Raw genomic sequence first — 26,495 nt, 5'->3', positions numbered from 1 at the left:
GCGCGTCAGCTGATCACCAGGCTCGATATACGCTCGCCGTCCAGCGTGAAGACCATGTCGCCCTCGCCGTTGAAGCCGTTGCCTGTGACTGCGATGCGGACCTTGTAGGTATCGCCCTCCGGTTCGATACGAATGATGCTAGGTTTGGACTGCACGCCGATATTGTCCGACTGGTTCCAGCGCGCTATCTGCTCGCGGCCCTTGAACGACCGGCCCCAGTCGCTCAGGAAGGCATCGGGCGTGAAGCTGTCCAGGAAGGCTTCGCTATCGCCGGCATTGGTGGCTTCGACAAAGCGGCGGATGGCATCGGGCGTGGTCATTTCCTTGCTCCATGTGGCCTAATCCAGCCGGTGCATCAGATCGTCGTCCAGCCAGCGGGCGAAGAAATAAACCAGTTGCTTGTGCCACCACGGCCAGTCATGGGCCGCATCGCCGCCCCAGTAGTCGACCCAGGCCGGAATCGACTTGTCACGCAGGATCTGTTCCAGCGCCTGCGTATCGGCCAGCATCCGTTCCTCCCAGGCACCCTGCCCGCAGCAGAAGATCAGCCGCAGCGCCTTCAGCCTGACAAGCAGCCCCGGATCGACGATACCCGGCAGGTAGTCGAGCGGCGAGTTGAAGAAAATCTGTCCGTCGAGCGCGTTGCCGAAGAAATCGTGGGTCGAGTAAACCCCCGACAGCGCGATGACGCCGCTGGCCAGCTCCGGAAAGCGGAAGACGAAATTCGACGAATGATAGCCGCCCATCGAGCAGCCGCAAAACAGCGGCTTCAGCGTACGCCCGCCATTGCCTTCGGCTGCCACAGACAGGAGTTCCGGCAGCGCCTCCTCGCGCACATAGCGGAAATACGCTTCATGCCGGGCGATGCGATGGGCCGGCTCGGCATCGCGGTCGAAGAAGGATTCCGCATCGATGCCGTCCAGCGTGAACAACTGGATGCGACCGGTGTCGACGAACTCGGCGAGAGCCGAGACGGCGCCGGAATCTTCGAACTGGTAGAACCGCCCTTGCGAAGTCGGGAACACAACCACGGGTCGGCCGGCATGGCCGTAGCGCTTGTATTCCATGTCGCGGCCGAGGTTGCGGCCAAAACCCTTGTGATAGGAAACGTCCATCGCCTCACGCCTTTTCCGCATGGATGTAGTCGACCGCCCGGCGCAGCGCCTTCGGGTCCGTGGAGCGCAGCTGATAGGCGTAGTTTCCCATGGCGCGGCTGAAAACCTCCTCGATGGCGTGATGATGGACGATCATGTCGCCATGGGCGGCTAGCACGTCGGCATGGCTGTGCACATAGTTGAGGTGCCGCTTGCGGCTGGCATAGGCGGTGAAATACTTGCCCCTGTAAGGGCCGCCGGCGGCGTCCTTGACCACCATGTCGGCCCAGGCGGCATAGACATCGATATCGAAGGTGTAATTGATGGCATCGGTCATCCATGCGCCAGGCGGCCGCATGTTGACCTCCAGCGCAATGACCCGGTCGTCCCTGGTTTCGAACAGCTCGATGTGGAAGAAGCGCTCGCGCACGTCGAACGCCTTGAGGATCTTCCTGCCGGCCTCCTCGACCGCCGGGCTGATCTCGGGAAAACAGACATAGCTCATATGGCGGTCTCGGTTGACCACCTCCATGACGCTCTGGTCGTAGCGGTGGCTGGCGGCCAGCACCACCTCGCCGTCGCGGTTGACCAGCCCGTCATAGGTCACCACCAACCCTTCGATGAATTGCTCCATGACGAAGCTGACACCTTCCGGCTTGTCCCTGAAGAACCTGTCGAGTTCGCCGGCATTGGAGATTTTGAAGGTGTTCGAGGCGCCGGAGCCGGAATCCGGCTTCACCACCACGGGATAGCCGACGCGGCGGATGAAGGTCATGGCGCCGGCGCGGTCGGAGCATTTGCGTTGCGCGATGGTTTCGACGCCGCTCTTGCGGAAGAACGCCCGCATGCGGCTCTTGCGTTTCAAATTCTTCACGAAGTCGAGCTTGGTACCGAAGATGTTGAAGTCGGTGCGGATATTGGCTTCCAGCTCCAGCCAATGCTCGTTGAGCGATTCGAACCGGTCGACGCGACCCCATTTGTGGATGAAATGGCCGATCGCCCGGAACACCGGCTCGTACTCCTCCAGGTCGTCGATGCGGTAATATTCCGAAAGGGCTGCCTTCAATTTGCCGTCCAGCGCATCGAACGGCGCGTCGCCAATGCCGAGCACGGTGGCGCCGGCCTTCTTCAGCCGGTCGCAGAAATCGGCGCCGTTGGCCGGAAAATGCGGCGAGAAGAACACGAAGTTCATGGACGATCCCTCCCGGCGGCGAGCCATCGCACCCCCGCCGACAATCGACTCTGGCGCATTTGCCGGGCTCGGGGAAGAGCAACTGGATCAGTGAGCGGCTGGGTCCGCGAAAGGTGACGCCAAAACCGTAAAAATGAAAAACCCGCCTCGGCGGGCGGGTCGTTGGAGCCAATTAGCACCATACCGAGATTAGTAGCATAGCTGCCGGCACAAAGCAAGAACAAAGTTGCTATAGTCAGGAAAAATCGCTTCACCTCGGCGCCGCGCCTTCGTTCCAGCTTGGGTTCCTCGCCCCACGAAAGTGGGGAGAGGTGGCTCGGCGAAGCCGAGACGGAGAGGGGACTGCGGCCTACGAAGGCCCCCTCTCCGGCCGCTCTGCGGCCACCTCTCCCCCGCTTCGCGGGGGCGAGGAATCCAGGTCTTGAGGCTGGATCGGCAGCTTCTGCGACGGCGAGGCTCCCACTTGCCTCGCTTTGCCGGCTCCTGTATGAAATCCGCCATGAGCCCGCGCGCCACCTCTTTTGCGTCCCGTCCGACCGGCATTGCCGGCCAGACCGTTCGCGCGCTTGCCTCCACCCTGCTGCTTCTCGGCCTTATCGGCGATCGCCGGGTTCGCTGAAGGAGCGCCCGGCGGTCGAATTCGCCGCTCACGCGCACGCTCCTTGGCCAGTTACAAAATTGGCACGTCACATCAAGCGAACGAAATTCTGGTAAAGGCGCCGCTCGCCACCAATCCGCCTGAAGCTGGATCCGCGAGCCGCCGGGAGAAAAGACGATGAACGCACGAGAAGATATCCGTCTGAGTGTAGAGGAAATCAGCAAGCCTGCGGTAAAGGGCATGCCGGACGCTGCCCGCAAATACCAGCCCTATCCAACCGTCGGCCTTGCCGATCGCACATGGCCTTCGAAAGTGATCGACAAGGCGCCGATCTGGTGCTCCGTCGACCTGCGCGACGGCAACCAGGCGCTGATCGATCCGATGGGCCAGGAACGCAAGGCGCGCATGTTCGCCCTGCTGCTCGACATGGGCTTCAAGGAGATCGAGATCGGCTTTCCGTCGGCCTCGCAGACCGACTTCGATTTCGCCCGCTGGTGCATCGAACAAGGCAACGTGCCCGCCGACGTCTCGCTGCAGGTGCTGGTGCAGTGCCGGCCGGAACTGATCACCCGCACTTTCGAGGCGCTGAGGGGCGCCACCAACCCGATCGTCCATTTCTACAACTCGACCAGCGAGCTGCAGCGCCGCGTCGTGTTTGAGAAGGACGTCGCCGGCATCAAGCGCATCGCCACCGATGCGGCCAAGATGATCACCGACATGGCGGCCAAGGCCGGCGGCGGCTACCGTTTCGAATATTCGCCGGAAAGCTTTACCGGCACCGAGCTCGAAGTGGCGCTGGAGATCTGCAACGCCGTCACCGAGATCGTCAGGCCGACGGCGGAAAACAAGCTGATCATCAACCTGCCCTCCACGGTCGAGATGTCGACGCCCAACATCTATGCCGACCGCATCGAATGGATGTGCCGCAATCTCGACGATCGCGAGAACCTGTTGATCTCGCTGCATCCGCACAATGACCGCGGCACCGGCATCGCCACCACCGAGCTCGGCCTGATGGCGGGCGCCGACCGCGTCGAAGGCACGCTGTTCGGCAATGGCGAACGCACCGGCAATGTCGACATCGTCACGCTGGCGCTCAACATGTACACGCAAGGCGTCGATCCCGGGCTCGACTGCTCCGACATCAACCGGATGAAGGACGTCTACGAATACTCCAACCAGCTGAAGATCCCCGAGCGCCATCCCTATGTCGGCGAGCTCGTCTACACCGCCTTTTCCGGCTCGCACCAGGACGCCATCAACAAGGGCATGAAGGCGCTGCGCAAGGCCAACACGCCGCACTGGGAGGTGCCTTACCTGCCGATCGACCCGGCCGATGTCGGCCGCAGCTACGAAGCCATCATCCGCATCAACTCGCAGTCCGGCAAGGGCGGCATCGCCTATGTGCTGCACGCGGATTACGGCCTCAACCTGCCGCGCAACCTGCAGATCGAGTTCAGCCAGGCCATCCAGGCGATCACCGACGCCGAAGGCAAGGAGGTGCCGGCCAAGCGCATCTACGAGCGCTTTCTCGAGACCTATGTCGACCAGCCCGGCGCGCGGCTGAAGTTCCTCGACCACCACACCTACCCCGACTCCGAGGTCAAGGGCCGGCGCGTGGTCGAAGCGGTGATCCTCGACAAAGGCAAGGAGGTGACCATATCAGGCACCGGCACCGGCCCGATCGACGGCTTCGTCGATGCGCTGTCACGTCATGTCGGGGTGCCGATGTCGGTGCTCGATTATTCCGAGCATTCCATGCAGCGCGGCTCGAACGCCTCGGCTATTTCCTATGTCGAGATGGAACATCCGGGCGGCAAGCTGTTCGGCGCCGGCATCAACACCAACATCGTCGCCGCCTCGCTCGAAGCCGTGGTTTCGGCCGCCAACCGCATCGTCGGCCGAAAGGCCGGCTAGCCGGGACTGCCAGGCTCGCGCCATCAGCCCACCGGACTTTTATCCGGTGGGTACGCTATCGCACCATAAGCACATGCTTGTAAGGCGCCGCCAGCGCTATATGATTGTACCTCAACCTGTGCCGAATTCGAAGGGATCGACACTTGCAGCATACCACGCCTGCCGCCCCCGCAGTGCGCGAAACGTTGGAGCGATTGCTTGCCAGCGAAACGTTCGGGCGATCCGAGCGCGCGCGCAAGCTGCTCCGCTACCTGGTCGAGCGCGAGCAGGCAGGCGAAGCCGACCGGCTCAAGGGCTTCTCCATCGCAATGGATGTCTTCGGCAAGGACGGCGATTTCGATCCGTCGACCGATGCGGTGGTGCGGGTTCAGGCCGGCAGGCTGCGCGAGCTGCTGCAGCAGTATTTCGCCAATGAGGGCGTTGCCGAACCGGTCCGCATCGCCATCCCGCGCGGCGGCTATGTTCCATCCTACGAACTCAACGCCATTCGCTTGCCGGCAGAGGCGGAGGCAGAGAGCAAGCCGGAGCTGGCAACAGGGGAGATGGCGACGACCGCTCCGCCCGGATCGCCGGAGGATGCCGGCAACCGGGCACATCCGGCTGCATTGCTGAGCGTTCCAGCCGTCGCCCCTGCTGCACCTTCGCTGCAGCGCCATTTGCAGTTCTTCTGGCTGGCGATCGCGCTGGTCATTCTCATGCTGGGTGTGCTGATCCTTCGCCAGGGTAGCGTGGTGTTGCTGACCGGCGGCGACACGGCGGTCGAGACCGCGGTGGCGACCGGCAGCATAGCAGCGCCGCCAGTTGAAAACCTCCCCCAGGTCTACATCGCCATCAAGGCTGACAGCGACGTGGCTCGCCGTGTCGCCGCATCGCTGCGCGCCGGCCTTAGCGGCTTCGATACCATCAATTTCATCGGCCGTGATGCCGACAGCCCGCCCGATCCAATTACCGACGCCGCCAGCTTCGTATTCGATGTCCTGCCCGGGCCGCGTACCGGCGACATCATGCTCGAGCTGCAAAGCGTGGCGACGGGCCGCGTGCTGCTGTCACGCAACCTGACCGCCGGCGACAGCGCGAACACCGCCATCGAGGACCAGATCTCCGGCATCTTGAGCTCGGCTCTTCCCGCCTCGGGCACGATCTACAACTACATCGAGCAGAGCGGCATCCAGACCGGGCTGACGGCGTGTCTGGTGCTCAACGGCAAATATTATCTCGACCAGAATGCCCAGACGCATGAAGCCGCCTACCGCTGCCTCGAAGACCTTGCCAACCGGGAGGCGAAGTCGTCGCTCGTCTATTCGGAACTCGCGTCCTTGCATCTCGAAGCGGTCACCGACCACTATCCCTACCCCGCCGACGCGACGATCGACAAAGCGATGACGTTTGCCCATCGCGCCATCCAGATGGGCCCGACCAGCCCCTACGCGCACCGCGCACTTGGTTATCTCAATTCGCGCATGGGCGATTCCGCGGAATCGATCCGCTGGATGCGCAAGGCCTATGAGCTCAATCCCTACGATCTCGCAATGGCCGCCGCCTATGGCTACGGGCTGGTTTTCGCCGGCAGGTACAGCGAGGGCACCCCGATCCTTGCTCACGCCGTGGATATCGCCAGCGCCCATCCGACATGGTGGGATTACGGGCTGTTCGCCGGAGAATTCATGATGGGCGACATGAACAAGGCGACGCTTGCCAGCGACGGCTTGCGAACGACGGAAATGAAATCGCATTATCTGGCAGCGCGGCTGATCGGCGCCAAGGCTGCCGGCCGCGAGAAGCTGGCGAGCAGGCTGCTGCAGGAACTGACCACCAAATTCCCGAAATTCGCAGCCGATCCGCGCGCAACCTTCGTCGAGCGAAGATATCCCGCCGATCTGACCAACCGGCTGGTGGAAGCCCTGCGCGCCACCGGCCTTGGCGGCGCCAGCTGATGTCTCCCGGCGCGTGACGACGTCAGGTGATCGCAAAAATTTTACTGGCCATCCGCACGGCCAAAGCGCAATTCAGACACAATTTGAACCGGCCAATCTGATCCCCACGTAAGTCTGATCCCGCATAACACCGATCTCCATGCAAGTCTGACCTCCCGCAAAGACTGATCCTCGCATAAGACCGCCCCCGGCATCCTGATTGATCCCGGCACCAAGCCATAAAGTTTGCATGACCCCATCCCTTTACGCTGCCGAACGGGGCACCGGCCCGACAACGATTGCCTTCCTGCATGGTTTCGGCGGCTGCCACGACGACTGGCGCGACGTGGCCGCGTCCCTGGCGCTCGGCGCGCGGACGTTGGCCTATGATCTGCCGGGGCATGGGCTATCGCTCGATTTTCCGGGCGGCGGTCCGGCCAGGATCGCAGCGAGCGCCGTCCTTGCCGATCTTTCCGCTCGCGGAATAAAGCGGGCCCATCTCGTCGGCCATTCGATGGGCGGCGCCGTGGCCGCCCTGATGGCATTGAGCGAGCCGGAAAGATTGGCCTCGCTGACGCTGCTGGCACCGGGCGGTCTTGGTCCTGAGATCAATGGCCCGCTGCTGCGCCGCTACGCCGCGGCTGCCGGCACCGACGAAATTCGCGCCTGTCTAGCCGCCATGTCGGGACCGCAAAGCCGGCCGCCGCAGCATAGAGTCGAGCTCCTCAAGGAGATGCGCCGGCGTCCCGGCCAGTTGCGCACACTTGTCGAGCACGCAGCCGCAATGACCCGGGATGATCGGCAAGGCGTCATCCCGAACGAGCGGCTTGAAACGCTGAATATGCCAATCATGGTGGTTTGGGGAACCGACGACGCGATGCTGCCCGTCAGCCAGGCGGACGGCCTGCCGAAGCGTTTTCACCTGCACCACGTGCTGGAAGCCGGCCATATGCTGGTCGAGGAAGCGCCCGGCCTGGTCGTCGAGGCCGTTCGCCGCAATATGCGGCGCCGCGGCAGGCGGTTTCGCCCGGAATTCGCCGCTGCGGCGAGCTGATCGGTCCTCGCGCGGGCACGACGGGGCGCTGGTGCTCCTCCGGCGAAGCTTTGCCGGCCCATCGATCTCGCAAGTGCATTTCGCCGGCGGCTGTGTTAATTCGGTGTTAACCAAACCCGCGAGGCAACGCCGATGAAGGACGCAGGCGAGAACATCACCCAGATCGATCAGTCGCGAAAACTGTCCGATGCCATTCGCGACGTCAAGAACGCCTTCGCCGACCGCGACGACGTCGTGGTCGACATGCGCGAAGCGCATCGCATGCGGCTCGATCTGCTTGCCGCCGAACTCGCGCCGGTCTTCGCCGACGTGCCCACCGACATGGACAGTTTCGACTTCGCCGTCTCGTCCGGCCTGCAGCCACGGCTGTGGATCGACGCCGTCAGCCATGTCGCCATGGGGCGCGACCGCCGCACCTACCGCTTTCTCAAGGATACGCGCATCGGCCGCGTCGTCCTCGCCGAGTCGACCGACATGAAGGTCGTTGCCGACCAGGTGACGCGCTACGTCGCCGAGCGCGTCGTCGAACGCCAGAGGATGATGGAAGGCGGCATCGAGCAGGCCGTCGCCGGCCTGAAACGCGCCCTGGTGGCGGAGGCCGAGCCGCCGCTGCGAATCGCCGCACGCGCCAACGGCTGGTCGGCGTTCTTCTCGGGCCTCGGCCTGATCGCCGCCGGCGCCCTGGTCGGCCTGGCGATTTCGCTCGTGCTGTTCTGGGACCGCATCGTCGCGATGAAAATCAGTTTCTAGAGCGGTTCATCGTTTCACGGAAACGCCGAACCGCTCTATCTCTTTGTTTTGACGCAATTCCGGACGGAAACCCGCTTCACACTTTTCCTGGAATTGCTCTAGCCATCGACGCCTCGGCCTCGACGCCAAGCTCCAGCGTCTGCAGGTCGCTGGGCGGCAATGCCGGCCCGGTCAGGCCGCGGCGCGTCAGCCTGATCCGCCAATTGTCCTTTTCACCGTCGATGTCGAGCAGATTGTATTGCGCCGGCGCATGCGAACTGCCCGGGGCCTGCCCGGCGGCGGCGACCCCGACCACCGGGATTTTTGTTTTGCGGGCGCCGATGAAGAACAGCGACGGCACGTGGGAATGGCCGTGCAGCACAAGCTCGGCGCCGTGCCGGTGAAGAACCTTGTGGAAGCGCGAGATGCCGAACAGCCGCTTGTTCTGCGAAACGGCACCGCGCAACGGCGGATGGTGGATCATGATCACCCGGAACAGGCCGCGCTTGCCCGTGGCGTCGAGCATGCCGCGCAGCCGTTCCGCCTGGCCTTCGAGAAAGAAGCCGTTGGCCATGAACGGAGCCGTGGCGCGCGCCGTCGAGACGCCTATCAACGCAACATCGCCGCGTACCCGCAGATAGGGAAAAGTGTTGCGGTCGACCGGCGTATTGACGCCGTCGCCGGTCATCCACGCCGCCCACGACCGGCAGGTCTTGTCGAAGGCGCCCGGCACATAGGCGTCATGGTTTCCCGGCACCACCGACACGTCGTTGGGCGAGCCCAGCGTCTCCAGCCAGTGCTTGGCCATCTCGATCTCACCGTCGAGCGCCAGATTGACCAGGTCGCCGGTGATGGCGAGATGGTCCGGCCCGCTGGCCTTCATGTCGGCGACGATTGTGTCGATGACGGCGTCGTGCATGTGGCGGCGGCGATTGCGCTGCCAATTGACGTAACCGACCACGCGCTTGGAGGCGAGATCGCGATAGGTTACATCGGGAAGCGGCCCCAGATGGACATCGGAAATATGCGCGAGCCTGAACATCTTTTCTTCATAGGCGAGGCGCGCGCCGCTTTCCACTCACGGTTTCGCGGACGATGACGGCGCCGGATCCGGAGCAAGCCCTGCGCCAGACTGGCTGGCCGGGCCTCAGGGCGAGGCTGTTTCACCTGTACTTCGTACTGCGGCGGCCGATGACGCTCGGCGTGCGCGGCTTGATCCACGACCGAGCCTCCAATTCCGTCTTCCTCATCCGCCATACCTATGTTCCTGGCTGGCACCTGCCCGGCGGTGGCGTCGAGCCGGGCGAGACCATGATCGAGGCGCTGGCGCGCGAACTGTTCGAGGAAGGCAACATCGCGCTGACCGGACCGCCGGTGCTGAAATCGCTGCATTTCAACCGCCGCGCCAGCCGCCGCGACCATGTTGGCCTCTATCTGGTCGAGGAGTTCAACCAGACAGCACCGAAACTGCCCGATCGCGAGATCGCCGAAGCCGGCTTCTTCCCGCTCGACCGCTTGCCGGAGGGAACGACGCCGGCGACGCTGCGGCGCATCGCTGAGATTTTTGGGGGTCAACCAGCACTACCCTATTGGTAGATCACGCCGCCTTCCTGAATCGCGCGCGGTCGTGCGGCGCGCCATAGTCGAGCTCTGGCCCGACCGGCACGATGCGCGTCGGGTTGATCGTCTCGTGGCTGCCGTAATAATGCGACTTGATGTGGTGGAGATTCACCGTACCGGCGACGCCCGGCACCTGGTAGAGGTCGCGCAGGTAATTCGACAGGTTCGGATAGTCGGCGATACGGCGCAGATTGCACTTGAAATGGCCGACATAGACCGGGTCGAAGCGGACCAGTGTCGTGAACAGCCGCCAGTCGGCCTCGGTAATGCGGCCGCCGACGAGATAGCGCTGCTTTGACAGACGGTCCTCCAGTATGTCGAGCGCCGAGAACAATTCGCCGAATGCTTCCTCGTAGGCTGCCTGCGTGGTGGCGAAGCCGGCACGGTAAACGCCATTGTTGACCGCGGGATAGACCAGCGCATTGATCGCATCGATCTCGCCGCGCAGCGGTTGCGGATAGAAATCGAGCTTTGCATCGCCCCATTCGTCGAAGGCCGAATTGAGCATGCGGATGATCTCGGAGGATTCGTTGGAAACGATGGTCTGCTCGCGTTTGTCCCACAGCACCGGAACGGTGACGCGCCCCGAATAGCCGGGATCGGCCCTGGTGTAGATCTGGTGCAGGAAATCGAGGCCGTAGAGCGTGTCGCCCGTGGCTCCGTCCTCGGCCAGGAACGTCCAGCCGTCGGCGCCCATGAAATGATGGACGACCGAAATGGAAATCACGTCCTCGAGTTTCTTGAGCACGCGAAAGATCATCGTCCGATGCGCCCACGGACAAGCGAGCGAGACATAGAGGTGGTAACGGCCGGGCTCGGCCCTGAAGCCGCGTTTTCGCCCTTCGGCCGGCGTGCCGTCGCGGGTCACCCAATCGCGCCACTGCGACTGCGCCCGCACGAACTTGCCGCCGCTCTCCCCGGTATCGTACCAGCGGTCCTGCCATTGGCCTTCGACTAGCAATCCCATGCAATATCCTTTCGCGTTCCTGCTTGATGTAGGGCACCAAGCGGCGCCGCGGAAATCCCCGACGCTGAACAGATCGTCAACGGCTGCGTCGTCGAGTGCGTGTCGGGTGCGCCTGCCGATTGCGGCGGCTGAAAATTGGTGCTAGCGGACAATCCGCATGTTCGACTTTGCCGTGATCCGGTTCGACCGACGACGAAAGAGCGCCCGCGCTTGATGAAGCGCTGACTGGCGAACGCTGCCGCTTGCAGCAAACCTTTCCTCGTATACCGGAACGCAAAGACCATGAGCCTTGCCGACGTGAAATACCTGCCGGAAACTCCGGCGCATGATGCTGAAATCGAAGCCATCAACGACGAGGCCTTCGGGCCGGGCCGTTTCGTGCTTGCCGCCTACAAGATCCGCCAAACTGGCCCGCACGAACGCGCTTTGTCCTTCGTGGCCGTCGACGGCGCAATCGTCGTCGCCTCGGTGCGGATGACGCGCATCGCCGCCGGTGCCGGCCGCGCGCTGATGCTCGGGCCGCTCGCCGTGCGGCCGGCCTTCAAAAATCTCGGCATCGGCCGCCGGCTGGTGGCAATCGCGCTGGAAGCCGCCGCTAAGGCCGGCGCGCCGGCCGTGATGCTGGTCGGCGACGAACCCTACTACGGCCCGCTCGGCTTCTGGAGGCTGCCGCGCGGGCAGATCTCCATGCCGCGTCCGGTCGACCCCGACCGGCTTTTGGCGCACGAGATCGTGCCGGGCGCGGTGGCGAGGCTGGCGGGCGAGGTTTGCCACGCCGACCAGGCAAGGATTGCCGCGCACATCGCCGCGATGGCATGACCATGCCGGTGCTGTCGCACGGTGGCTTCGCGGCATTTTGGGCAAGGAGGAGGACGTCGAGATGAACCCGAACGGCCAGATTGCGATCGTCACCGGTGGCGGCTCAGGCCTTGGCGAGGCAACGGCGCGCGCTCTTGCCGCCGGCGGCGCCAGGGTTGCCGTCCTCGATCTCGGTATCGAGCGTGCGACCAAGGTGGCTGCCGACATCGGCGGCATCGCCGTCCGATGCGATGTGAGCGACGCCGGGAGCGGTGCCGCGGCAGTCGCGGAAGTGGCAGAGACGCTCGGCGCGCCACGCATCCTGGTCAATTGCGCCGGCATCGTTATCGGCATGAAGACGATCGGCAAGGACGGACCGCATCCGCTCGATCAATACCGCAAGGTAATCGAGGTCAATCTGATCGGCACCTTCAACATGATCCGCCTGGTCGCCGACCGGACCGCCAGGCTCGAACCGCTGCAGGGCGGCGAGCGCGGCGTCATCGTCAACACTGCATCGGTCGCGGCCTATGACGGCCAGATCGGCCAGGCGGCCTATTCCGCGTCCAAGGCCGGCGTCGTCGGCATGACGCTGCCGGTAGCGCGCGATCTCGCCCGCTCCGGCATTCGCGTCTGCACCATCGCGCCCGGCATCTTCAGGACGCCGATGATGGCCGGCATGCCGCAGGAGGTGCAGGATTCGCTCGGCGCCGCGGTTCCCTTCCCTTCCCGTTTGGGCGAGCCTTCGGAATATGCCGCACTTGCCTTGCACATCATCGAGAACCAGATGCTCAACGGCGAGACCATTCGCCTCGATGGCGCCATCCGCATGGCGCCGAAATAAATGCGACGGTGATGCCTTGGACGAATCCAGGAAAGACGTGATCCGCGCGACCGACGCCGAGGCGATCAGGCTGGCAAAGACGCTCATCCGCAGCGCCCGTTTCGGCGCGCTGGCAGTGCTCGAACCAGGAACCGGTTCGCCGCTGGCCAGCCGGGTCGGCGTCGCCACAGACATCGACGGCACGCCATTGATCCTGGTGTCGATGCTGTCCGCCCATACCGGCGCCATCCTTGCCGACCCGCGCTGCTCGTTGCTCGTCGGCGAACCCGGCAAGGGCGATCCGCTGGCGCATCCGCGATTGACGCTCGTCTGCCGCGCCGTGCGGCTCGAACGCGGATCGAGCGAACACGCCCGCACCGAACGGCGCTACCTCAACCGCAACCCCAAGGCAAAACTCTATGCCGGGCTCGGCGACTTCTCGATCTTCCGGCTCGAACCGGAGCGCGCCAGCCTGAACGGCGGCTTCGGCAAGGCCTATCTGCTCGACCGCACCGATCTGGTCGCGACGGGCGCGATCGTCGACGAGCTTGCCGCCGGCGAGCAATCGGCACTCGACCACATGAACGCCGACCATCTCGATGCGATTGCCCTCTACGCAAGTCGTTTCGGCGGGGCCGGGAGTGACGGCTGGATCGTCACCGGGTTCGACGCCGACGGGATGGATCTCGTATCCGGCGACAATGTCTGTCGGGTTTTCTTCCCCGAGCCGCTGAGAGCGGCGCGCGACCTCAGGCCTGTCCTGGTCGACATGGCAAAGGCTGCCCGATCGGCAAATTAATCACAGCCGCACAGTTAATCGGCTTGCATGGAAAGCAAGCCTTGAGATTTGAGCGAAATGTTCTACCTTTGCGAGTGACGCTGAATCGCTGGCGTGCATCTATAGGGAAAGTCTATGGAATTCGACGCTATTGCCCCCATAGCGGCGGATGAGCAAGAACGTATGGGGGATCTATGGTCTCGAACAAGCTAGTCGCCAACGCCGGAACCGCGGCTGCGTTTCTGACGCTGATGGGCAACGAAAAACGTTTGTTGATCATGAGCTATCTGGCCGAGGGCGAAATGTCGGTCGGCGCCATAGCCGAGAAAGTGTCGCTCAGCCAATCCGCCCTGTCACAGCATCTGGCCAAGCTCAGGGCTTCCGACCTTGTCGAGACCCGCCGCGATCGGCAGATGATCTATTATTCCTGCAAATCCGAGGCGGTGCGCGAATTGCTGCACATGCTGGACGGCATTTTCGGCGAAGGTGAACTGTCGCAGATGGCTCACCGGCTGCGTCGCGCCGGGACCTGAGCGGCCGGAGGGAGATGCTCCCGCCAATCCGCTTTGCTGCAAAGTCCGCCTTGCTGCCAAGTCAGCCTTGCTACTGAACACGCTCGTCGGCGGCCTGCGCAATCTCGTCCTTGAACTCGACCTTGGTGCCCGGCTGCACCATGGAGGCAAGGTCTTCGGCATCCCAATTGGTCAGGCGGATGCAGCCATGCGAAAAGGTCGTGCCGATCTTGCCCGGTTCCGGCGTGCCGTGGATGCCGTAGCTTTCGATGGATAGATCGATCCAGACCGATCCCACGGGATTGTTCGGCCCGGCAGCGATGGTGAAGGGCCGCTTGGTCTTGACCCCCTTGAAAGCGAAGTCCGGATCGTAGTGGTAGGTAGGGTTGTGCACCACGCGCCTGACCTCTGCCATGCCGCTTGGCGCCGGCTTCTCCTCGCTCCCAATCGAGGCGGGGTAGACCGCCAGCCATTTGCCGGCACGGTCGAGCACACGCACCAGGCGAGCGCCCTTGTCGACCTCGACGGCGGCGACGCCGGCGGGAGGGTCACCCCTGCCGACATCAGGAACCACCAAGGTCCTGCCTGGTTTTCTGAGGCTGGTGCCCGGATTGAGCATTCTCAGCAATTGTTCGCTGACGTGGAAGCGCTCGGCCAACCTCTCCACCGCATTGCGGTAGCCGAGCCGCCGCAAGCGGGCCATCCTCTCCAAGCGGGCCGGAATACGCCTGGTGAAAGGTCCGCGCACATCCTTGCGCATGACCTCATAGGTCACCAGCACCGGCTTGGCGGAGGTTGCGATGAGTTTGCTCCAGGTCAGTGGACTGAGCTTGCCGTCGGGCGGAAGTCCGTTTGCCGCCTGAAACGCAGCAACGGCCTTGGCGAAGTTCTGGGAAGGGCGGCCGTCGATCAGGCCCGGCGAGAAGCGGGCGCGATCCAGAAGGATCTGCGCCTTCAGCAGCATCGGATCGACACCCTTCGGTTCGCCGACAGTGAATTGGGCCTGATTGACGGTGGCAGGATCGAGCTTGGCCGCGCGAGCCACGCCGCATGCGAGGGCAAGCGTGGCGGCAAAGACGAGGAGGAGCCTGATCATCGATGTCCTCCCAGGACCGCAGCAGGAGCCCGCTTCTATGACGCGGTATGGCCCCATGCGGTTCCTTCGTTCCATCGAAAATTCTGCATTGAAGCAGCTTGGCCGACGAGCCGTGCCGCGGGAATCAGGATTTCCCTGTCGCTAAGAGGCAGGCAGGCCCAATCTGATCCCGGCACCACCTGATTGGGCTTGACCGTTCGAACGACGTGCATCCATTTGGACGCTGAGATACGGTCCGAGCTTCGGATCCGGCAATCACGCCTTCCGACACCGAATCCCGATTCGCGGCCGACGCCAGGGTCCGGCGAGGAAGCCATGAACCCCATCCGCATAGACGACCCGCAGGATCCCCGCGTCGCCGCCTATCTCGACATCCGCGAGCGAGACCTTGCCGGCCGGCAAGGCCGTTTCGTCGCCGAAGGCAAGGTGGTGCTCGACACGCTGCTTGCCGCTCGGCGCTTCGAGGCAGAATCGGTGCTGGTGCTCGAAAACCGGCTGGCCGGCCTCGATGACGTCCTGCGCAAGGCGCCTGCCGGGCTTCCGATCTATGTCGCATCCGGCGAAATCATCGACAGGATCGCCGGATTCCACATGCATCGCGGCATATTGGCGATCGGCCGCAAGGGCGCGGCCATCCCCGCCGAGGCCTTGCTTGGCACACTGCCCGCCCGCGCGCTGATCGTGGCGCTGGTCGGCATCGCCAATCATGACAATATGGGCTCGATTTTCCGCAATGCCGCTGCCTTTGGCGCGGATGCCGTGCTTCTCGATCCGACCTGCTGCGATCCGCTGTACCGCAAGGCAATCCGCGTCTCGGTGGGCGCGGCCTTGAAAGTCCCCTTCGCCTGCTTTGCCGACGCAGCCGGCTGCACCGCAATGCTCGACCGGCAAGGCTTCAGCCAATTCGCCTTGTCTCCGCGCGGGCAGATCGACATTCGCGATGCCAAGAGAAACGAGCGGCTGGCGCTCTATCTCGGCACCGAGGGCGAAGGCCTGCCGGAAAGCCTGCTTGCCCGCCTGCAGACGCTGCGGATCGGTATGGCGCAAGGTTTCGACAGCCTGAACGTCGCCGCCGCGTCAGCCATCGCGCTGCATCACTTTTCCGGAGCCTAAATTTAGAGCCGTCGGGGCCCTGCTCTTGGATCTGCGGAATCTCAGTCGGTCGAAGCGGCCTTCTGCAGCGCCCGCACCCGATCGGCAAGGCTGCGTCCGCCGCTCCCCGGCCGCGTATCCTCAGGCGCTGCAAGCGCCCGGGCGATCGGCGAATCCGGTCCGTCGAGCTTTGCCGTCAAGGCCACGACTTGCGCCGCCAGATCGTTCATCTCTTCGCGCAATGCGGCGCTGGCGCTGCCGGTATGGTCTCCGGTCTGCGATTTCGATGTTTCGACGGCAGCAAGATCCGTCTTCAGCCGCCTGTTCTCGCGTGCCAGCGATGTCAGCCTGGCCTCCAGCCGCTCGCGGTCGGCATCGAGCTTGGCGGTTGTCTTTTCGATGTCGCCGTTGGCGGCCACATTGACCGGGCTGCCTGGCACGCCGGCAAGGCCCACCGCAGGCGCCTTTTCAGCGCTTTTCGGCTTTTCGCGAAGGCGCACCAGTTCCTTCTCGCGGCGCTCCAGCCTGTCCTCGCGATCGGCCAGCGTGGCGAGCAGGCGTTCGACCTTCTTTTCCAGGTCGCCGGTTCTTTTCTTCTCGGCCTTCAGCGTGTCCCGCAAAGCCTTGCTTTCGGCTGCCAATTCCTGGCTGCGCCTGTCCGCCTCCTTGCGCTGGCCGCGCAGCAGCGAAATGTCGCTTGCCAGCTTCTGCAGCTCGGATTCGCGCGCCACCAGCTCGATCTGCCGGCTGCTGGATGAAAAACTGGCGTCGTCATACATGTGCTCCAGTTTTCGCAGTTCGAGCCCGCGCTTTTCGAGCGCACGCTCGGTCTCCGCAAGCCGCTCCGACAGCTGCTGCAGCTGCTCATCGCGCTTGCGAAGCTCCTCGCCCCTGGTTGTAAGGTCGGCGACGACCCGGTTCTTGTCCTGCCGCTCGGCCGCCAATTCCTTCAGGGCTTCGCGGTCGCGGCCGATCTCGACCAGCTGTTCGGCGGCCTTCTCGCGCAATGATTTGACGGTCATTTCAAGCCGGCGCACCGAAACCGCGAACTCGGCGCGAATGCGATCCTTGTCCGCCTGGATCTCGGCCAGCGTCAAGGGCATCGAGCCCTCGACGCGCTTGCGCGTCAGCGCCACCGCCCGCCGCCACACGGCCGGGGCAATCATCAGCGCCAGGAAGCCCGCGCAGAGAAAGCCGAGGACAAAGAACAGGATCGACTGGACCAAGATGACTATCCGTTGTGCATGGCAACCGCCAAAGGTCGACTTTGCCATCTTCGCATGACGGAAATCCGGCGCCACGGCAAGAGTATGCCGCGGCAAAGCTCAGGCCGTGGGATCACAGGTCCAATCGCAGTGGCGCCATCATGCCGGTCAGAATGGATTCCAGGTCGCGCGCTGGGTGAGCTTGAGGTAACCGAGATTGACGCCGAGACGGGCGCCGACGCCGGTACGGATCGGCACGAGCAGCACATTGTTGTTCTTCAGCACGTTGAAGCCGACGCCGGCAATGACATAAGCGGAGCCGGCGACGCCGCCAAAACGATTATAGAGGCTGCTCACATCGTCGAGATTGTAGACCAGCATCATGACGCGCGAGCCCTCGCCGCCGAAATCCCAGCCGAGTGACGGGCCTTGCCAGAACACTTTGTGATCGCCGGCATTCTTGGTGTAGAGCGTGCCTTCGCCATAGGTCAGGCCACCGATCAGCGCCCCGGACCCCTCTTCGCCGAGCAGATAGCCGTTCGGCAGGCCATAGGTGGCGAAAATCTTCTCGACGACGGTGGCGAGCCCGCCCGATGTCGCGCCGAAGAATTTATGACCGGAATCAACGATCTCCTGGGCGGTGTATTCCTGCGCCCGCGCGGCCGATGCCGAAAAGGCGACAAGGCCGATGAGCGCGATCGTTATTGAGATGACACGGAAAAAAGTCCGGTCGTAGAATCGGGAAACCATGCTTCCAATCTCCGTCAGGGAGCACTTTCGCCGACGCCTCGCACCCGTACGGCTCTTTGGCGGCCGTTAAGGATGACTGTTAGGGGCAAACTATGCCGTAATCCTTTTTCAACCATTAAACTCTCACATGAAGATGGCGGTTCGAAGGCTGTTTTCGCATCGCCCGCGCAGCACCCGGCTGCGTGAACACGCCATTTTCGACAATCATGATTTTGGATTTGTTGCTGCACGCACAAGCGCTGTGTATTCAGAATGCTTGGGAGAGAGCGTGATTCGTGTGGACAGGCGTGATCATGATCGCCCGGTCATTGTGTTGTGAAATTTGCAGGGATTTTTGCCGATGGCCGAGCTTTTCACCCTTTCCGCACCCGACCTGGCAGCGCTGCTGTGCAGCCGGGTCTGCCACGATATCATTTCGCCGGTCGGCGCCATAAACAACGGGCTTGAGCTGCTCGACGAAGGCGGCGCCGACGAAGACGCCATGAAGCTGATCCGCCAAAGCGCCAAGAACGCCTCCGCCCGCCTGCAATTCGCCCGCATCGCCTTCGGCGCTGCCGGTTCCGCCGGCATGCTGATCGACACCGGGGACGCCGAGGCCGTGGCCTTCGCCTTCCTGAAGAACGAGAAGCCGGAACTGATCTGGAACGGGACCCGCGCGCTGTTGCCCAAGAACAAGGTCAAGTTGCTGCTCAATCTCATCCTCGTCGCCAACGCCGCCATTCCGCGCGGCGGCAGGCTGGTGGTCACGCTGGAGAACCTCGAGACCGAGCCACGCTTTTCGCTCGCGGCGAGCGGCCCGATGCTGCGCGTGCCGCCCAAATTCCTGGAATTGCATTCCGGCCACAGGCCGGACGAGCCGATCGACGCGCATTCGGTGCAGCCCTATTACACCCTGCTCCTGGCCCGGGAAGCCAACATGACGATATCGATCCATGCAACCGCCGACGAGATCGTCCTTTCTGCAGCCTGAAGTTCTCCGGAAGAGCGGAGAAAGTATTTTATACAAGTCATATTTGCGGCGCTGTCTCAATGCCTGTGAGATGGGTTTGCAGTTTGATCGCATGAAGCATTGCGAAAGAAGATCCCGCTAAAAAAACTTCAGGAAAATTTTACCTAACGGCTTTTCGGCTTCTTTACCAGATCGGCCTATCGTCACGGCAAATGCCACGACGCTGCCGGTTCGCCAAACGGCAAAGAGGGTCCGGGAATGAAGCGCTGCATGTTCGTCGACAATTCGAGCGTCATCAGGAAGGTTGCAAGGCGTATCCTGGGCGGTTCCGGCATGATGGTGATCGAAGCCGCCAGCGGCCATGAGGCGATCGAGATGTGCGCGGTCGACATGCCTGATATCATCGTCGTCGACGGCGCCTTGCCGGACATGCAGGCGCAGGACCTCATCCGCCGCGTGCGCGCCATGGAAAGCCCGGTGTTGCCGCAAGTCTTGATTTCGCTGGTCGAGGTCGACGTCGGGGCGATCATGCGGGCAAAGCGCGCCGGCGCCCAGGGCTATCTGCTGAAGCCGTTCAACCGGCCGCAATTGCTCGAGTGCTTCCGCGCCTTGAAGATTGCCGCCTGATCAGAGCCTGTTGCATTCCGATGAAAATCGGATGAGCTCTATCTTGTTGTTTTGCCAGGTTCTTTCCGAAAACCGGGCGCCCACTTTTGAGATCACACCCCTGGTTCAGGCGCTGACCCGGATATCTTCAGGCTCACGCAGCACATAGCCGCGGCCCCAGACGGTCTCGATGTAATTCTGCCCGCCCGACGCTGCGTCGAGCTTCTTGCGCAGCTTGCAGATGAAGACGTCGATGATCTTCAGCTCCGGCTCATCCATGCCGCCATAGAGATGGTTGAGGAACATTTCCTTGGTCAGCGTGGTGCCTTTGCGCAGCGAGAGCAGTTCCAGCATCTGATATTCCTTGCCGGTCAGATGCACGCGCTGGCCACCGACTTCAACGGTCTTGGCATCGAGATTGACCACCAGGTCGCCGGTGGTGATGACCGACTGGGCATGGCCCTTGGAACGCCGCACGATGGCATGGATGCGGGCGACCAGTTCGTCCTTGTGGAAGGGCTTGGTCATGTAGTCGTCGGCGCCGAAGCCGAGGCCGCGCACCTTGTCCTCGATACCGGCCATGCCGGAGAGGATGAGGATCGGCGTCTTCACCTTGGAAAGGCGAAGTGTTCTCAAAACTTCATAGCCCGACATGTCGGGGAGATTGAGGTCGAGGAGAATGATGTCGTAATCGTAAAGCTTGCCTAGATCGACACCCTCTTCACCAAGGTCGGTCGTATAGACATTGAAACTTTCCGATTTCAGCATCAGCTCGATGCTTTGTGCGGTTGCACTGTCGTCTTCTATCAGCAGAACGCGCATTTCATTCCCCTTTTCTGCTGCCGGACCATTTCACGACCCGTCCAGGACCGGAGCAGTGATTGCCTGAGCAGAGGCTGCCATCGAATGGTTAATAAAACCTAATTCCCCGTCCGTGACGGTATCAGATTTTTTAACCCCTTTCTACACCTTGTTGAATCCAATAACGAATCACAGACCCAAACCGTTAATGCGGCACATTAATAAGCCAGACTAAGTGACTCTTCGGACTCATTGGCCGGGTTTCGCGACGAGAAGCAGAATTTTTACCCGCCCTTAAGTCCTGAGCCGTATGATTAACAATGCCCGTAAACGAATGGTTACCGCCGGCAAAAAACTTTAGGAGTTTGTTTCCCATAGTTCCGGGAAAGCCGGTGGAAACGGGTGATGCCTGGGCCTTGCCGGGTGAATTGGACGATATGTGCAGGTGTGCGTTTCCGGGAGTACCGAATCATGAAGTCACGTGAAAACCTCGTTCGGCTGAAGCAATTTCAGGTGAGCGAGAAGCGGCGGCAGTTGCTGCAGCTCGACATGATGATCGCCGAATTCGAGCGCATGGCCGTCGAGCTGGAACTTCAGATCGCCGCGGAGGAGAAGAAGGCCGGCATCACCGACATCAATCACTTTGCTTATCCGACCTTCGCCAAGGCGGCACGCCTGCGCCGCGACAATCTTAGAAATTCGCAAAGCGACCTCGCCCAGCAGCGAAATGTCGCCGAATCACTGCTGAGCGAAGCCGAAGCCGAACTTTCCAAGGCCGAGATGCTCGAATCGCGCGACACCAAGGCGCGTGACACGGAAGCCGGCGGCCGCAGCGCCATGATCGGCTGAAAACAAGGTTCCGAGCCGCCACAGATTTGGAACACTGCCACGCCTCAAAGGTGCGTTTGCGTCATGGATTTTCGGAGTGATGCCACGGACTTACGCGCGGGCTCGCCGTTTGCAGCGCCGGCTCCGACACAGGCCACCGCCCTGCCCACGTCCTTTTCGCCACGATACGATCGGCAAAGCTGCTGACGGACTGAACCGAAGGTCCCTGCTTCGACAAAACAGCCGAACGTTCTCGCTCCGGCACAATATGAGCCGAACGTTCTCGCTCCGGCACAATATGAGCCGAACGTTCTCGCCCCGACAAACAAAAGGGCGCCGACCGCGCCCTCTATCACTGCTTGGACCGATCTAATGCCGGTATTGCTGAATGCGCGTGGTGCGCAGGCCGGCAAGGCCATATTCGTCGATCGACGCCTGCCAGGACAGGAATTCCTCGGTGGTGAGCTTGTAGCGCTGGCACGCCTCTTCGAGGCTCAAAAGCCCGCCACGCACCGCCGCCACAACTTCCGCCTTGCGCCGGATAACCCAGCGACGTGTGTTTGTCGGCGGCAGATCGGCGATGGTAAGTGGGCTGCCGTCTGGCCCGATAACATATTTGACTCGCGGTCTAATTAGATCGGTCATCGTACTCTCTACAAAAAACTCAAAGACCCAATCCCCACCACATTACCGCCACAGCTTTAAAATTTGCCTAAGCAGACCCTAATGGTTAGGTAAGGATCATGAACGCGGCGTTAGCCTTTTCATCGGCATTTGAAACATCTGCCGGCAAGCGCGTTGAACCCGGCAGGAAAAATGAGCCGCCCCGGCAAAGCTGGCGCAGCCGGGACGCTTGACCTATATTCCGGCCATTGGCATTGAAGCGCCGCGCAGAACGAAAGAACCATGAACAGCCTCGACCTTCCCGGACGCCCCGAAAACACCCGCGTCGTCGTCGCCATGTCGGGCGGTGTCGATTCGTCGGTCGTTGCCGGTCTCCTGAAGCGCGAGGGCTACGACGTCGTCGGCGTTACGCTGCAGCTTTATGACCACGGCGCGGCAACGCATCGGGCCGGCTCATGCTGCGCCGGCCAGGACATCGACGATGCCCGTCGCGTCTCCGAGACGCTCGGCATCCCGCACTATGTCCTCGATTACGAGGAGCGCTTCCGCAAGGCGGTGATCGACCCGTTCGCCGAGAGCTATGTCGCCGGCGAAACACCGATCCCTTGCGTTTCCTGCAATCAGACGGTGAAGTTCGCCGACCTGCTTGCGACCGCCAAGGAACTCGGCGCCGACGCGCTGGCCACCGGCCACTACATCCGTTCCGGCGCCAATGGCGCCCACCGCGCGCTTTACCGGCCGGTCGACGCCGACCGCGACCAGAGCTACTTCCTGTTCGCCACCACCCAGGCGCAGATCGACTATCTGCGCTTTCCGCTCGGCGGCCTGTCGAAGCCTGAGGTTCGCGCCATCGCCGAGGAGATGGGACTGACAGTCGCCGCCAAGCAGGACAGCCAGGATATCTGCTTCGTGCCGCAGGGCAAATATTCCGACATCATCGCCAAGCTGAAGCCGGCTGCCGCCAATCCGGGCGACATCGTCCATATAGACGGGCGCGTGCTTGGCCGCCACGAGGGCATTTTGCGCTACACCGTCGGTCAGCGCCGCGGCATCGGCATCGCCTCGGGCGAGCCGCTCTACGTCGTTCATCTCGACGCCGACCGGGCCCGTGTCGTGGTCGGCCCGCGCGAGGCGCTGGAGACCCACAAGATCTTCTTGCGCAACATGAACTGGCTGGGCGATGGCCCGCTGACAGCTATCCCGGCGACCGGGCTTGAGCTTTTTGCCAAGGTGCGCTCGACGCGGCCGCCGCGCCCAGCCGTGCTGCATCACCGCGCCGGCGTCACTTCGGTGGAGCTGGTCGACGGCGAATCCGGCATCGCGCCCGGTCAGGCTTGCGTGCTCTATTCCGACGATGGCAACGAGGCGCGTGTGTTCGGCGGCGGCTTCATCGAGCGCTCCGAGCGCGGCGCCGAAGCCGAGGCGATGCTGACGCGGCTGGCCGTCCAGCCGGCGCGGGTTCCCGCCGAATAGGCGGCGTTTCGCTTAGGACCTTGTATGGGCGACGGTGCCGGCGGTCAGGATGCGCAGCACCCTGATGGCTTCCTCGCCGCTGGTGCGCGGTTCGGCCCGTGTCTCGATGCAGTGGATGAAATGCTCCAGCTCGCGCGTCAGCGGCATGCCCTCGCCGACCGCGACATAGGACGGCTCGTTGGCGGTGAACGCCCATTGGCCGCTGTCCTGCCAGACCGCGTGGCGGTAGACGGCAAGCTTGCGCTCCCACGGCTCGACGTCGTCAAACACCGCCATCGCCTTGGTGCCGACAACGGTCAGCCGCCGTTCGCGGTAAGGGTTGAGCCGCGAGGCAAACAGATGGCCGCGCAGGCCGTTGGGAAAGCGCATGTGCAGATGCGCAAAATCGCTGAGATTGTCGAGAAGAGCAGCGCCTTCGCCACGCACCTCGACCGGCTCGGTGCCGGTGATGGCCAGGATCATCGACAGATCATGCGGCGCCAGATCCCACAACGCGTCGTTTTCGGTGTGGAACTTGCCGAGGCCGAGCCGATGCGAGTGGATGTAGCGGACCTCGCCTAGCTCGCCATTGTCGATCAGCGCCTTCAGCGTCTCGAAGGCGGGATGAAAGCGCAGCACGTGGCCGACCATGAAGACACGACCATTGTCGGCGGCCGTCTGCACCGAGCGCTCGGCATCGGCCACCGTCAGCGCGATCGGCTTCTCCACCAGCACGTCCTTGCCGCCGAGCACGGCGCGCACCGCCATGTCGGCATGGAACTGCGGCGGCAGCGCCATGACAATAGCGTCGACATCGTCGCGGGCAAACAGCGCCTCTGGCTCGATTGCCAGGCAATCCTGCTCGCTGGCAAAACCCTCCGCACGCGCCGGATTGACGTCCGAAACCGCATGCAGCGCGCCGAGCGCCTTGAGGGTGCGGATGTGGTTGCTGCCCCAGTATCCGCAACCGAGGACTGCAATGCGCGGTTTCATCAATTCTTGACCATGGCTTTCGTGGCCGAGACATAGCGACGTGCCTCGCTGAACTCAACCCCGGCCTGTGCGCCCAAATGTCTGCCCGGCAAAGCTTTAGGCGCCAGCAATATGCCGGCGCGGCAGCCACTTCGATGCTTGACAGGCTTGGCCTCGCAACCTTATATCCGCGCGACCTTGGCGAACGCGCCGATATGCCTGCCGATTTAAGCTGGATTTCGGGCCTTCGCCGCCCTGGCGGGGTAGCTCAGTTGGTTAGAGCACGGGAATCATAATCCTGGGGTCGGGGGTTCAAGTCCCTCTCCCGCTACCACCATTCCCCCCACTCCTTTGACGCCGTGGGGGAAGGCACGCTCGCCCAAGAGTGCCGTCAACCGACCAGCGATTTCGACTTCAACCCCGCCGGTTCTCGACGGATCTCGAAACACCGTGACTGTTTCGACCAAGTCGCGCATTGCCTCTGCACATTCGGAATCGCCGGAAGCAATACCGTTGGCGAGCCCGGTCTGAAGTTGATTCAGTTGTTCCTCGTAGCGGGCCAGCACCGCAGGGTGCAGCGCGATCACTCCTGTCGCGGCCGGCACCTGATCCAACTCAGCCAGAATGCACTTGCGCTCCTCGTTCAGCGTTGTTGATTGCGGTCCAAGTACGGCTGGGTCGCAATGGCCTTTGGCAATGGCGTTGACCAGCCGCTCGATCTCCCGAGATAATTCTCCAAGCCGTCGCTCCAAACGGGTGCGCCTGGCATCGGTATCCGCTGCCAAGCGCTTCCGTTCTTCGTGGTAGGTCTGGACGTACTGGGCAATCACTTCGGGATGGCGCAACTCGGCAGTAAGCCCATTCAAAACTGCAGTTTCGACCGTATCCAAATAGAAGGTCTTCGGATCAGCGCAAATTCCGCTTTCTGTCGCGGCCGAACAGCGGATGCGAATGCGCCTGGACTTGTCGATGCCTTTTGACGACATCCCCGCACCACAGGCACCGCACCTCAGCAGCCCAGTCAGCATATGCCGTGGTCGGCGTTGATGGCTTGGATGGGTCGTTGCGCGCGCCCTCTTGCGTGCTTGTGCTGCTTCGAACAGGTCGGATGAAACAATGGCGAGGTCCGGTACTGCGACTACTCGCCATTCACCCTTGGGATTTGGACGCGATACACGTTTCCCCGTATCAGGGTCCTTGATCATTCTGACCCTGTTCCAGATCAGACGGCCAGCATAAAGCTCATTGTGAAGCAGCCCCGTCCCTCTCTGCACATTTCCATTGATAGTAGAGGCATTCCAGGCTCGACCCCGAGGCGGCGGTATGCGGTCTCTGTTTAGATTGTGAGCGATATCACGCGGGGTCTGCCCTCCGACATACTCTCGAAAGACACGACGCACGATGTCCGCTTGGTCCTCTGCGATCATCCGCTTCCCGGGGTCTCCCAGCACGTACGAATATCCATAGGTCAATCCCCCGGCATGAAGCCCCTTGTTAACTCGGCCAGCTTGACCCCTGCGGACTTTGTGAGCGATGTCCTCTCGATAGAGTTGGCCGACAAGACCGCGTAGGCCGACCAATACCGTGTTCACCACGCCTTCGTGAACCGCACGAATTTCGATGCCGAGAAATGATAGGCGCTTGTGAATGCCCGCAAGATCTTCCATGTCGCGCGAGAGCCGATCCAGTGCCTCCACCACGAGCACGTCGAATTCGTGCTCACGCGCTTTATCCATAAGCTGAAGCAAACCGTCACGGCCCAGGACGGAGCCGCCGGAGCGGGCTCTGTCATCGAACGTCGCTACAACATTCAATCCCGCACGATCTGCATATGCTCGGCACAAAGCGAGCTGATCGTCGATTGATCGCTCATTTTGGAGGTCGGTTGAGAAGCGTGCATAGATCGCGGTTCGATTCATGATGAGTTTTCTCGGCCTGTTCACGCTCGTGATCTTCGCGAGCCGCTTGGCGCGCAAGTGCTTTTGCAAGGCGCAGAATCGCTCTATCAGGCGCTCGGAACAAGGCCCTTTTTTGAGATCTCACAACCATTGCGAGTAGCGCTCGCTACGGATCGGCTGGGCTTCTGCTGAAAATAGCAGTGCGCAGAATGCGCGGCTCGGTTCAA

26 protein-coding genes and 1 tRNA gene are annotated in these 26,495 nt (G+C 62.5%); 15 read left to right on the top strand and 12 right to left on the bottom strand.

Annotated elements, in window-relative coordinates:
- Window positions 1-5: 5 nt before the first annotated feature.
- From NKI19_RS01910 to NKI19_RS01900, 3 genes are read right to left on the bottom strand one after another with little or no spacing between them, the layout of a single operon-like run.
- A complete protein-coding gene (locus NKI19_RS01910) occupies window positions 6-320 on the bottom strand; it encodes a nuclear transport factor 2 family protein (RefSeq protein ID WP_352488944.1) in 315 nt (104 codons plus the stop codon).
- A gap of 18 nt (window positions 321-338) precedes the next feature.
- Complete coding sequence (locus tag NKI19_RS01905; protein WP_352488943.1) at window positions 339-1,115, bottom strand: esterase family protein; 777 nt, start codon at window positions 1,113-1,115, stop codon at window positions 339-341.
- A gap of 4 nt (window positions 1,116-1,119) precedes the next feature.
- Window positions 1,120-2,286, bottom strand: coding sequence for an ATP-grasp domain-containing protein (locus tag NKI19_RS01900; protein WP_352488941.1), 1,167 nt, complete (start codon window positions 2,284-2,286; stop codon window positions 1,120-1,122).
- 838 nt (window positions 2,287-3,124) lie between these two features.
- Between NKI19_RS01900 and leuA the strand changes: the two genes are divergently transcribed.
- The 4 genes from leuA to NKI19_RS01880 all read left to right on the top strand — a co-directional run bounded on the left by leuA (window position 3,125) and on the right by NKI19_RS01880 (window position 8,518).
- A complete protein-coding gene (gene leuA, locus NKI19_RS01895) occupies window positions 3,125-4,801 on the top strand; it encodes a 2-isopropylmalate synthase (protein WP_352489131.1) in 1,677 nt (558 codons plus the stop codon).
- Window positions 4,802-4,944: 143 nt separating this feature from the next.
- Entirely contained in the window at window positions 4,945-6,735 is a 1,791-nt protein-coding gene (locus tag NKI19_RS01890; RefSeq protein WP_352488940.1) for a tetratricopeptide repeat protein, read from the top strand.
- Between the two features lie 229 nt (window positions 6,736-6,964).
- Window positions 6,965-7,768: an alpha/beta fold hydrolase gene (locus NKI19_RS01885; RefSeq protein ID WP_352488938.1), complete on the top strand. Its 804-nt coding sequence runs from the start codon at window positions 6,965-6,967 to the stop codon at window positions 7,766-7,768.
- A 132-nt stretch (window positions 7,769-7,900) separates the two neighbouring features.
- Window positions 7,901-8,518, top strand: coding sequence for a hypothetical protein (locus tag NKI19_RS01880; RefSeq protein ID WP_352488937.1), 618 nt, complete (start codon window positions 7,901-7,903; stop codon window positions 8,516-8,518).
- 76 nt (window positions 8,519-8,594) lie between these two features.
- Here NKI19_RS01880 and NKI19_RS01875 read toward each other — a convergent pair whose 3' ends face one another.
- Window positions 8,595-9,539, bottom strand: coding sequence for a metallophosphoesterase family protein (locus tag NKI19_RS01875; RefSeq protein ID WP_352489129.1), 945 nt, complete (start codon window positions 9,537-9,539; stop codon window positions 8,595-8,597).
- Window positions 9,540-9,592: 53 nt separating this feature from the next.
- Between NKI19_RS01875 and NKI19_RS01870 the strand changes: the two genes are divergently transcribed.
- Complete coding sequence (locus NKI19_RS01870) at window positions 9,593-10,093, top strand: NUDIX domain-containing protein (RefSeq protein WP_352488935.1); 501 nt, start codon at window positions 9,593-9,595, stop codon at window positions 10,091-10,093.
- A gap of 1 nt (window position 10,094) precedes the next feature.
- On the opposite strand, the gene NKI19_RS01865 is transcribed toward NKI19_RS01870, so the two are convergent.
- Entirely contained in the window at window positions 10,095-11,084 is a 990-nt protein-coding gene (locus tag NKI19_RS01865; RefSeq protein WP_352488934.1) for a glutathione S-transferase family protein, read from the bottom strand.
- A 282-nt stretch (window positions 11,085-11,366) separates the two neighbouring features.
- Here NKI19_RS01865 and NKI19_RS01860 point away from each other — a divergent pair, with 282 nt between their 5' ends.
- From NKI19_RS01860 to NKI19_RS01845, 4 genes are all read left to right on the top strand, one after another.
- The gene (locus tag NKI19_RS01860; protein WP_352488933.1) at window positions 11,367-11,903 is read left to right on the top strand and encodes a GNAT family N-acetyltransferase; all 537 of its coding nucleotides are present in this window, start codon (window positions 11,367-11,369) and stop codon (window positions 11,901-11,903) included.
- Between the two features lie 61 nt (window positions 11,904-11,964).
- A complete protein-coding gene (locus tag NKI19_RS01855) occupies window positions 11,965-12,726 on the top strand; it encodes a 3-hydroxyacyl-CoA dehydrogenase (RefSeq protein ID WP_352488931.1) in 762 nt (253 codons plus the stop codon).
- On the top strand, window positions 12,698-13,504 hold the full coding sequence (locus NKI19_RS01850) for a HugZ family pyridoxamine 5'-phosphate oxidase (RefSeq protein WP_352488930.1): 807 nt from the start codon (window positions 12,698-12,700) through the stop codon (window positions 13,502-13,504). Before NKI19_RS01855 ends, NKI19_RS01850 begins: the two co-directional genes overlap by 29 nt.
- 173 nt (window positions 13,505-13,677) lie before the next feature.
- On the top strand, window positions 13,678-14,016 hold the full coding sequence (locus NKI19_RS01845) for an ArsR/SmtB family transcription factor (RefSeq protein ID WP_292663671.1): 339 nt from the start codon (window positions 13,678-13,680) through the stop codon (window positions 14,014-14,016).
- A 70-nt stretch (window positions 14,017-14,086) separates the two neighbouring features.
- Here NKI19_RS01845 and NKI19_RS01840 read toward each other — a convergent pair whose 3' ends face one another.
- Window positions 14,087-15,091: a L,D-transpeptidase gene (locus NKI19_RS01840; protein WP_352488928.1), complete on the bottom strand. Its 1,005-nt coding sequence runs from the start codon at window positions 15,089-15,091 to the stop codon at window positions 14,087-14,089.
- 315 nt (window positions 15,092-15,406) lie between these two features.
- On the opposite strand from NKI19_RS01840, the gene NKI19_RS01835 reads away from it, so the two are divergent.
- A complete protein-coding gene (locus tag NKI19_RS01835; RefSeq protein WP_352488926.1) occupies window positions 15,407-16,204 on the top strand; it encodes a TrmH family RNA methyltransferase in 798 nt (265 codons plus the stop codon).
- 41 nt (window positions 16,205-16,245) lie between these two features.
- On the opposite strand, the gene NKI19_RS01830 is transcribed toward NKI19_RS01835, so the two are convergent.
- Together NKI19_RS01830 and NKI19_RS01825 are read right to left on the bottom strand one after the other, a co-directional pair.
- On the bottom strand, window positions 16,246-17,409 hold the full coding sequence (locus NKI19_RS01830) for a coiled-coil domain-containing protein (protein ID WP_352488925.1): 1,164 nt from the start codon (window positions 17,407-17,409) through the stop codon (window positions 16,246-16,248).
- Between the two features lie 147 nt (window positions 17,410-17,556).
- Entirely contained in the window at window positions 17,557-18,138 is a 582-nt protein-coding gene (locus NKI19_RS01825) for a DUF1134 domain-containing protein (RefSeq protein ID WP_352488923.1), read from the bottom strand.
- A gap of 340 nt (window positions 18,139-18,478) precedes the next feature.
- Between NKI19_RS01825 and chpT the strand changes: the two genes are divergently transcribed.
- Both chpT and NKI19_RS01815 read left to right on the top strand, forming a co-directional pair.
- The gene (gene chpT, locus NKI19_RS01820; protein ID WP_352488922.1) at window positions 18,479-19,108 is read left to right on the top strand and encodes a histidine phosphotransferase ChpT; all 630 of its coding nucleotides are present in this window, start codon (window positions 18,479-18,481) and stop codon (window positions 19,106-19,108) included.
- Window positions 19,109-19,345: 237 nt separating this feature from the next.
- The gene (locus tag NKI19_RS01815; protein ID WP_292659972.1) at window positions 19,346-19,714 is read left to right on the top strand and encodes a response regulator; all 369 of its coding nucleotides are present in this window, start codon (window positions 19,346-19,348) and stop codon (window positions 19,712-19,714) included.
- A gap of 105 nt (window positions 19,715-19,819) precedes the next feature.
- Here the strand turns inward: NKI19_RS01815 and ctrA are convergent, their stop codons facing one another.
- A complete protein-coding gene (ctrA, locus tag NKI19_RS01810; protein ID WP_006203583.1) occupies window positions 19,820-20,515 on the bottom strand; it encodes a response regulator transcription factor CtrA in 696 nt (231 codons plus the stop codon).
- Between the two features lie 450 nt (window positions 20,516-20,965).
- Here ctrA and NKI19_RS01805 point away from each other — a divergent pair, with 450 nt between their 5' ends.
- Entirely contained in the window at window positions 20,966-21,343 is a 378-nt protein-coding gene (locus NKI19_RS01805) for a flagellar export protein FliJ (RefSeq protein ID WP_023719275.1), read from the top strand.
- Window positions 21,344-21,691: 348 nt separating this feature from the next.
- Here NKI19_RS01805 and sciP read toward each other — a convergent pair whose 3' ends face one another.
- A complete protein-coding gene (sciP, locus tag NKI19_RS01800) occupies window positions 21,692-21,967 on the bottom strand; it encodes a CtrA inhibitor SciP (protein ID WP_023679563.1) in 276 nt (91 codons plus the stop codon).
- A gap of 261 nt (window positions 21,968-22,228) precedes the next feature.
- Here sciP and mnmA point away from each other — a divergent pair, with 261 nt between their 5' ends.
- Window positions 22,229-23,419 (top strand): tRNA 2-thiouridine(34) synthase MnmA, encoded by a 1,191-nt coding sequence (mnmA, locus tag NKI19_RS01795; protein ID WP_352488921.1) that lies wholly within the window; start codon window positions 22,229-22,231, stop codon window positions 23,417-23,419.
- Between the two features lie 12 nt (window positions 23,420-23,431).
- On the opposite strand, the gene NKI19_RS01790 is transcribed toward mnmA, so the two are convergent.
- A complete protein-coding gene (locus tag NKI19_RS01790; protein ID WP_352488920.1) occupies window positions 23,432-24,391 on the bottom strand; it encodes a Gfo/Idh/MocA family protein in 960 nt (319 codons plus the stop codon).
- Between the two features lie 236 nt (window positions 24,392-24,627).
- Here NKI19_RS01790 and NKI19_RS01785 point away from each other — a divergent pair.
- A tRNA-Met gene (locus NKI19_RS01785) sits at window positions 24,628-24,704 on the top strand.
- On the opposite strand, the gene NKI19_RS01780 is transcribed toward NKI19_RS01785, so the two are convergent.
- Window positions 24,661-26,289, bottom strand: a complete 1,629-nt coding sequence (locus tag NKI19_RS01780; protein ID WP_352565814.1) for a recombinase family protein — start codon at window positions 26,287-26,289, stop codon at window positions 24,661-24,663. The two genes, NKI19_RS01785 and NKI19_RS01780, sit on opposite strands and share 44 nt — an antisense overlap.
- Window positions 26,290-26,495 lie beyond the last annotated feature (206 nt).

This window comes from Mesorhizobium sp. M0751 (genome assembly GCF_040320265.1).
Taxonomy (GTDB): Bacteria; Pseudomonadota; Alphaproteobacteria; order Rhizobiales; family Rhizobiaceae; genus Mesorhizobium.
This window is presented reverse-complemented; position numbering and strand designations above follow the sequence as displayed.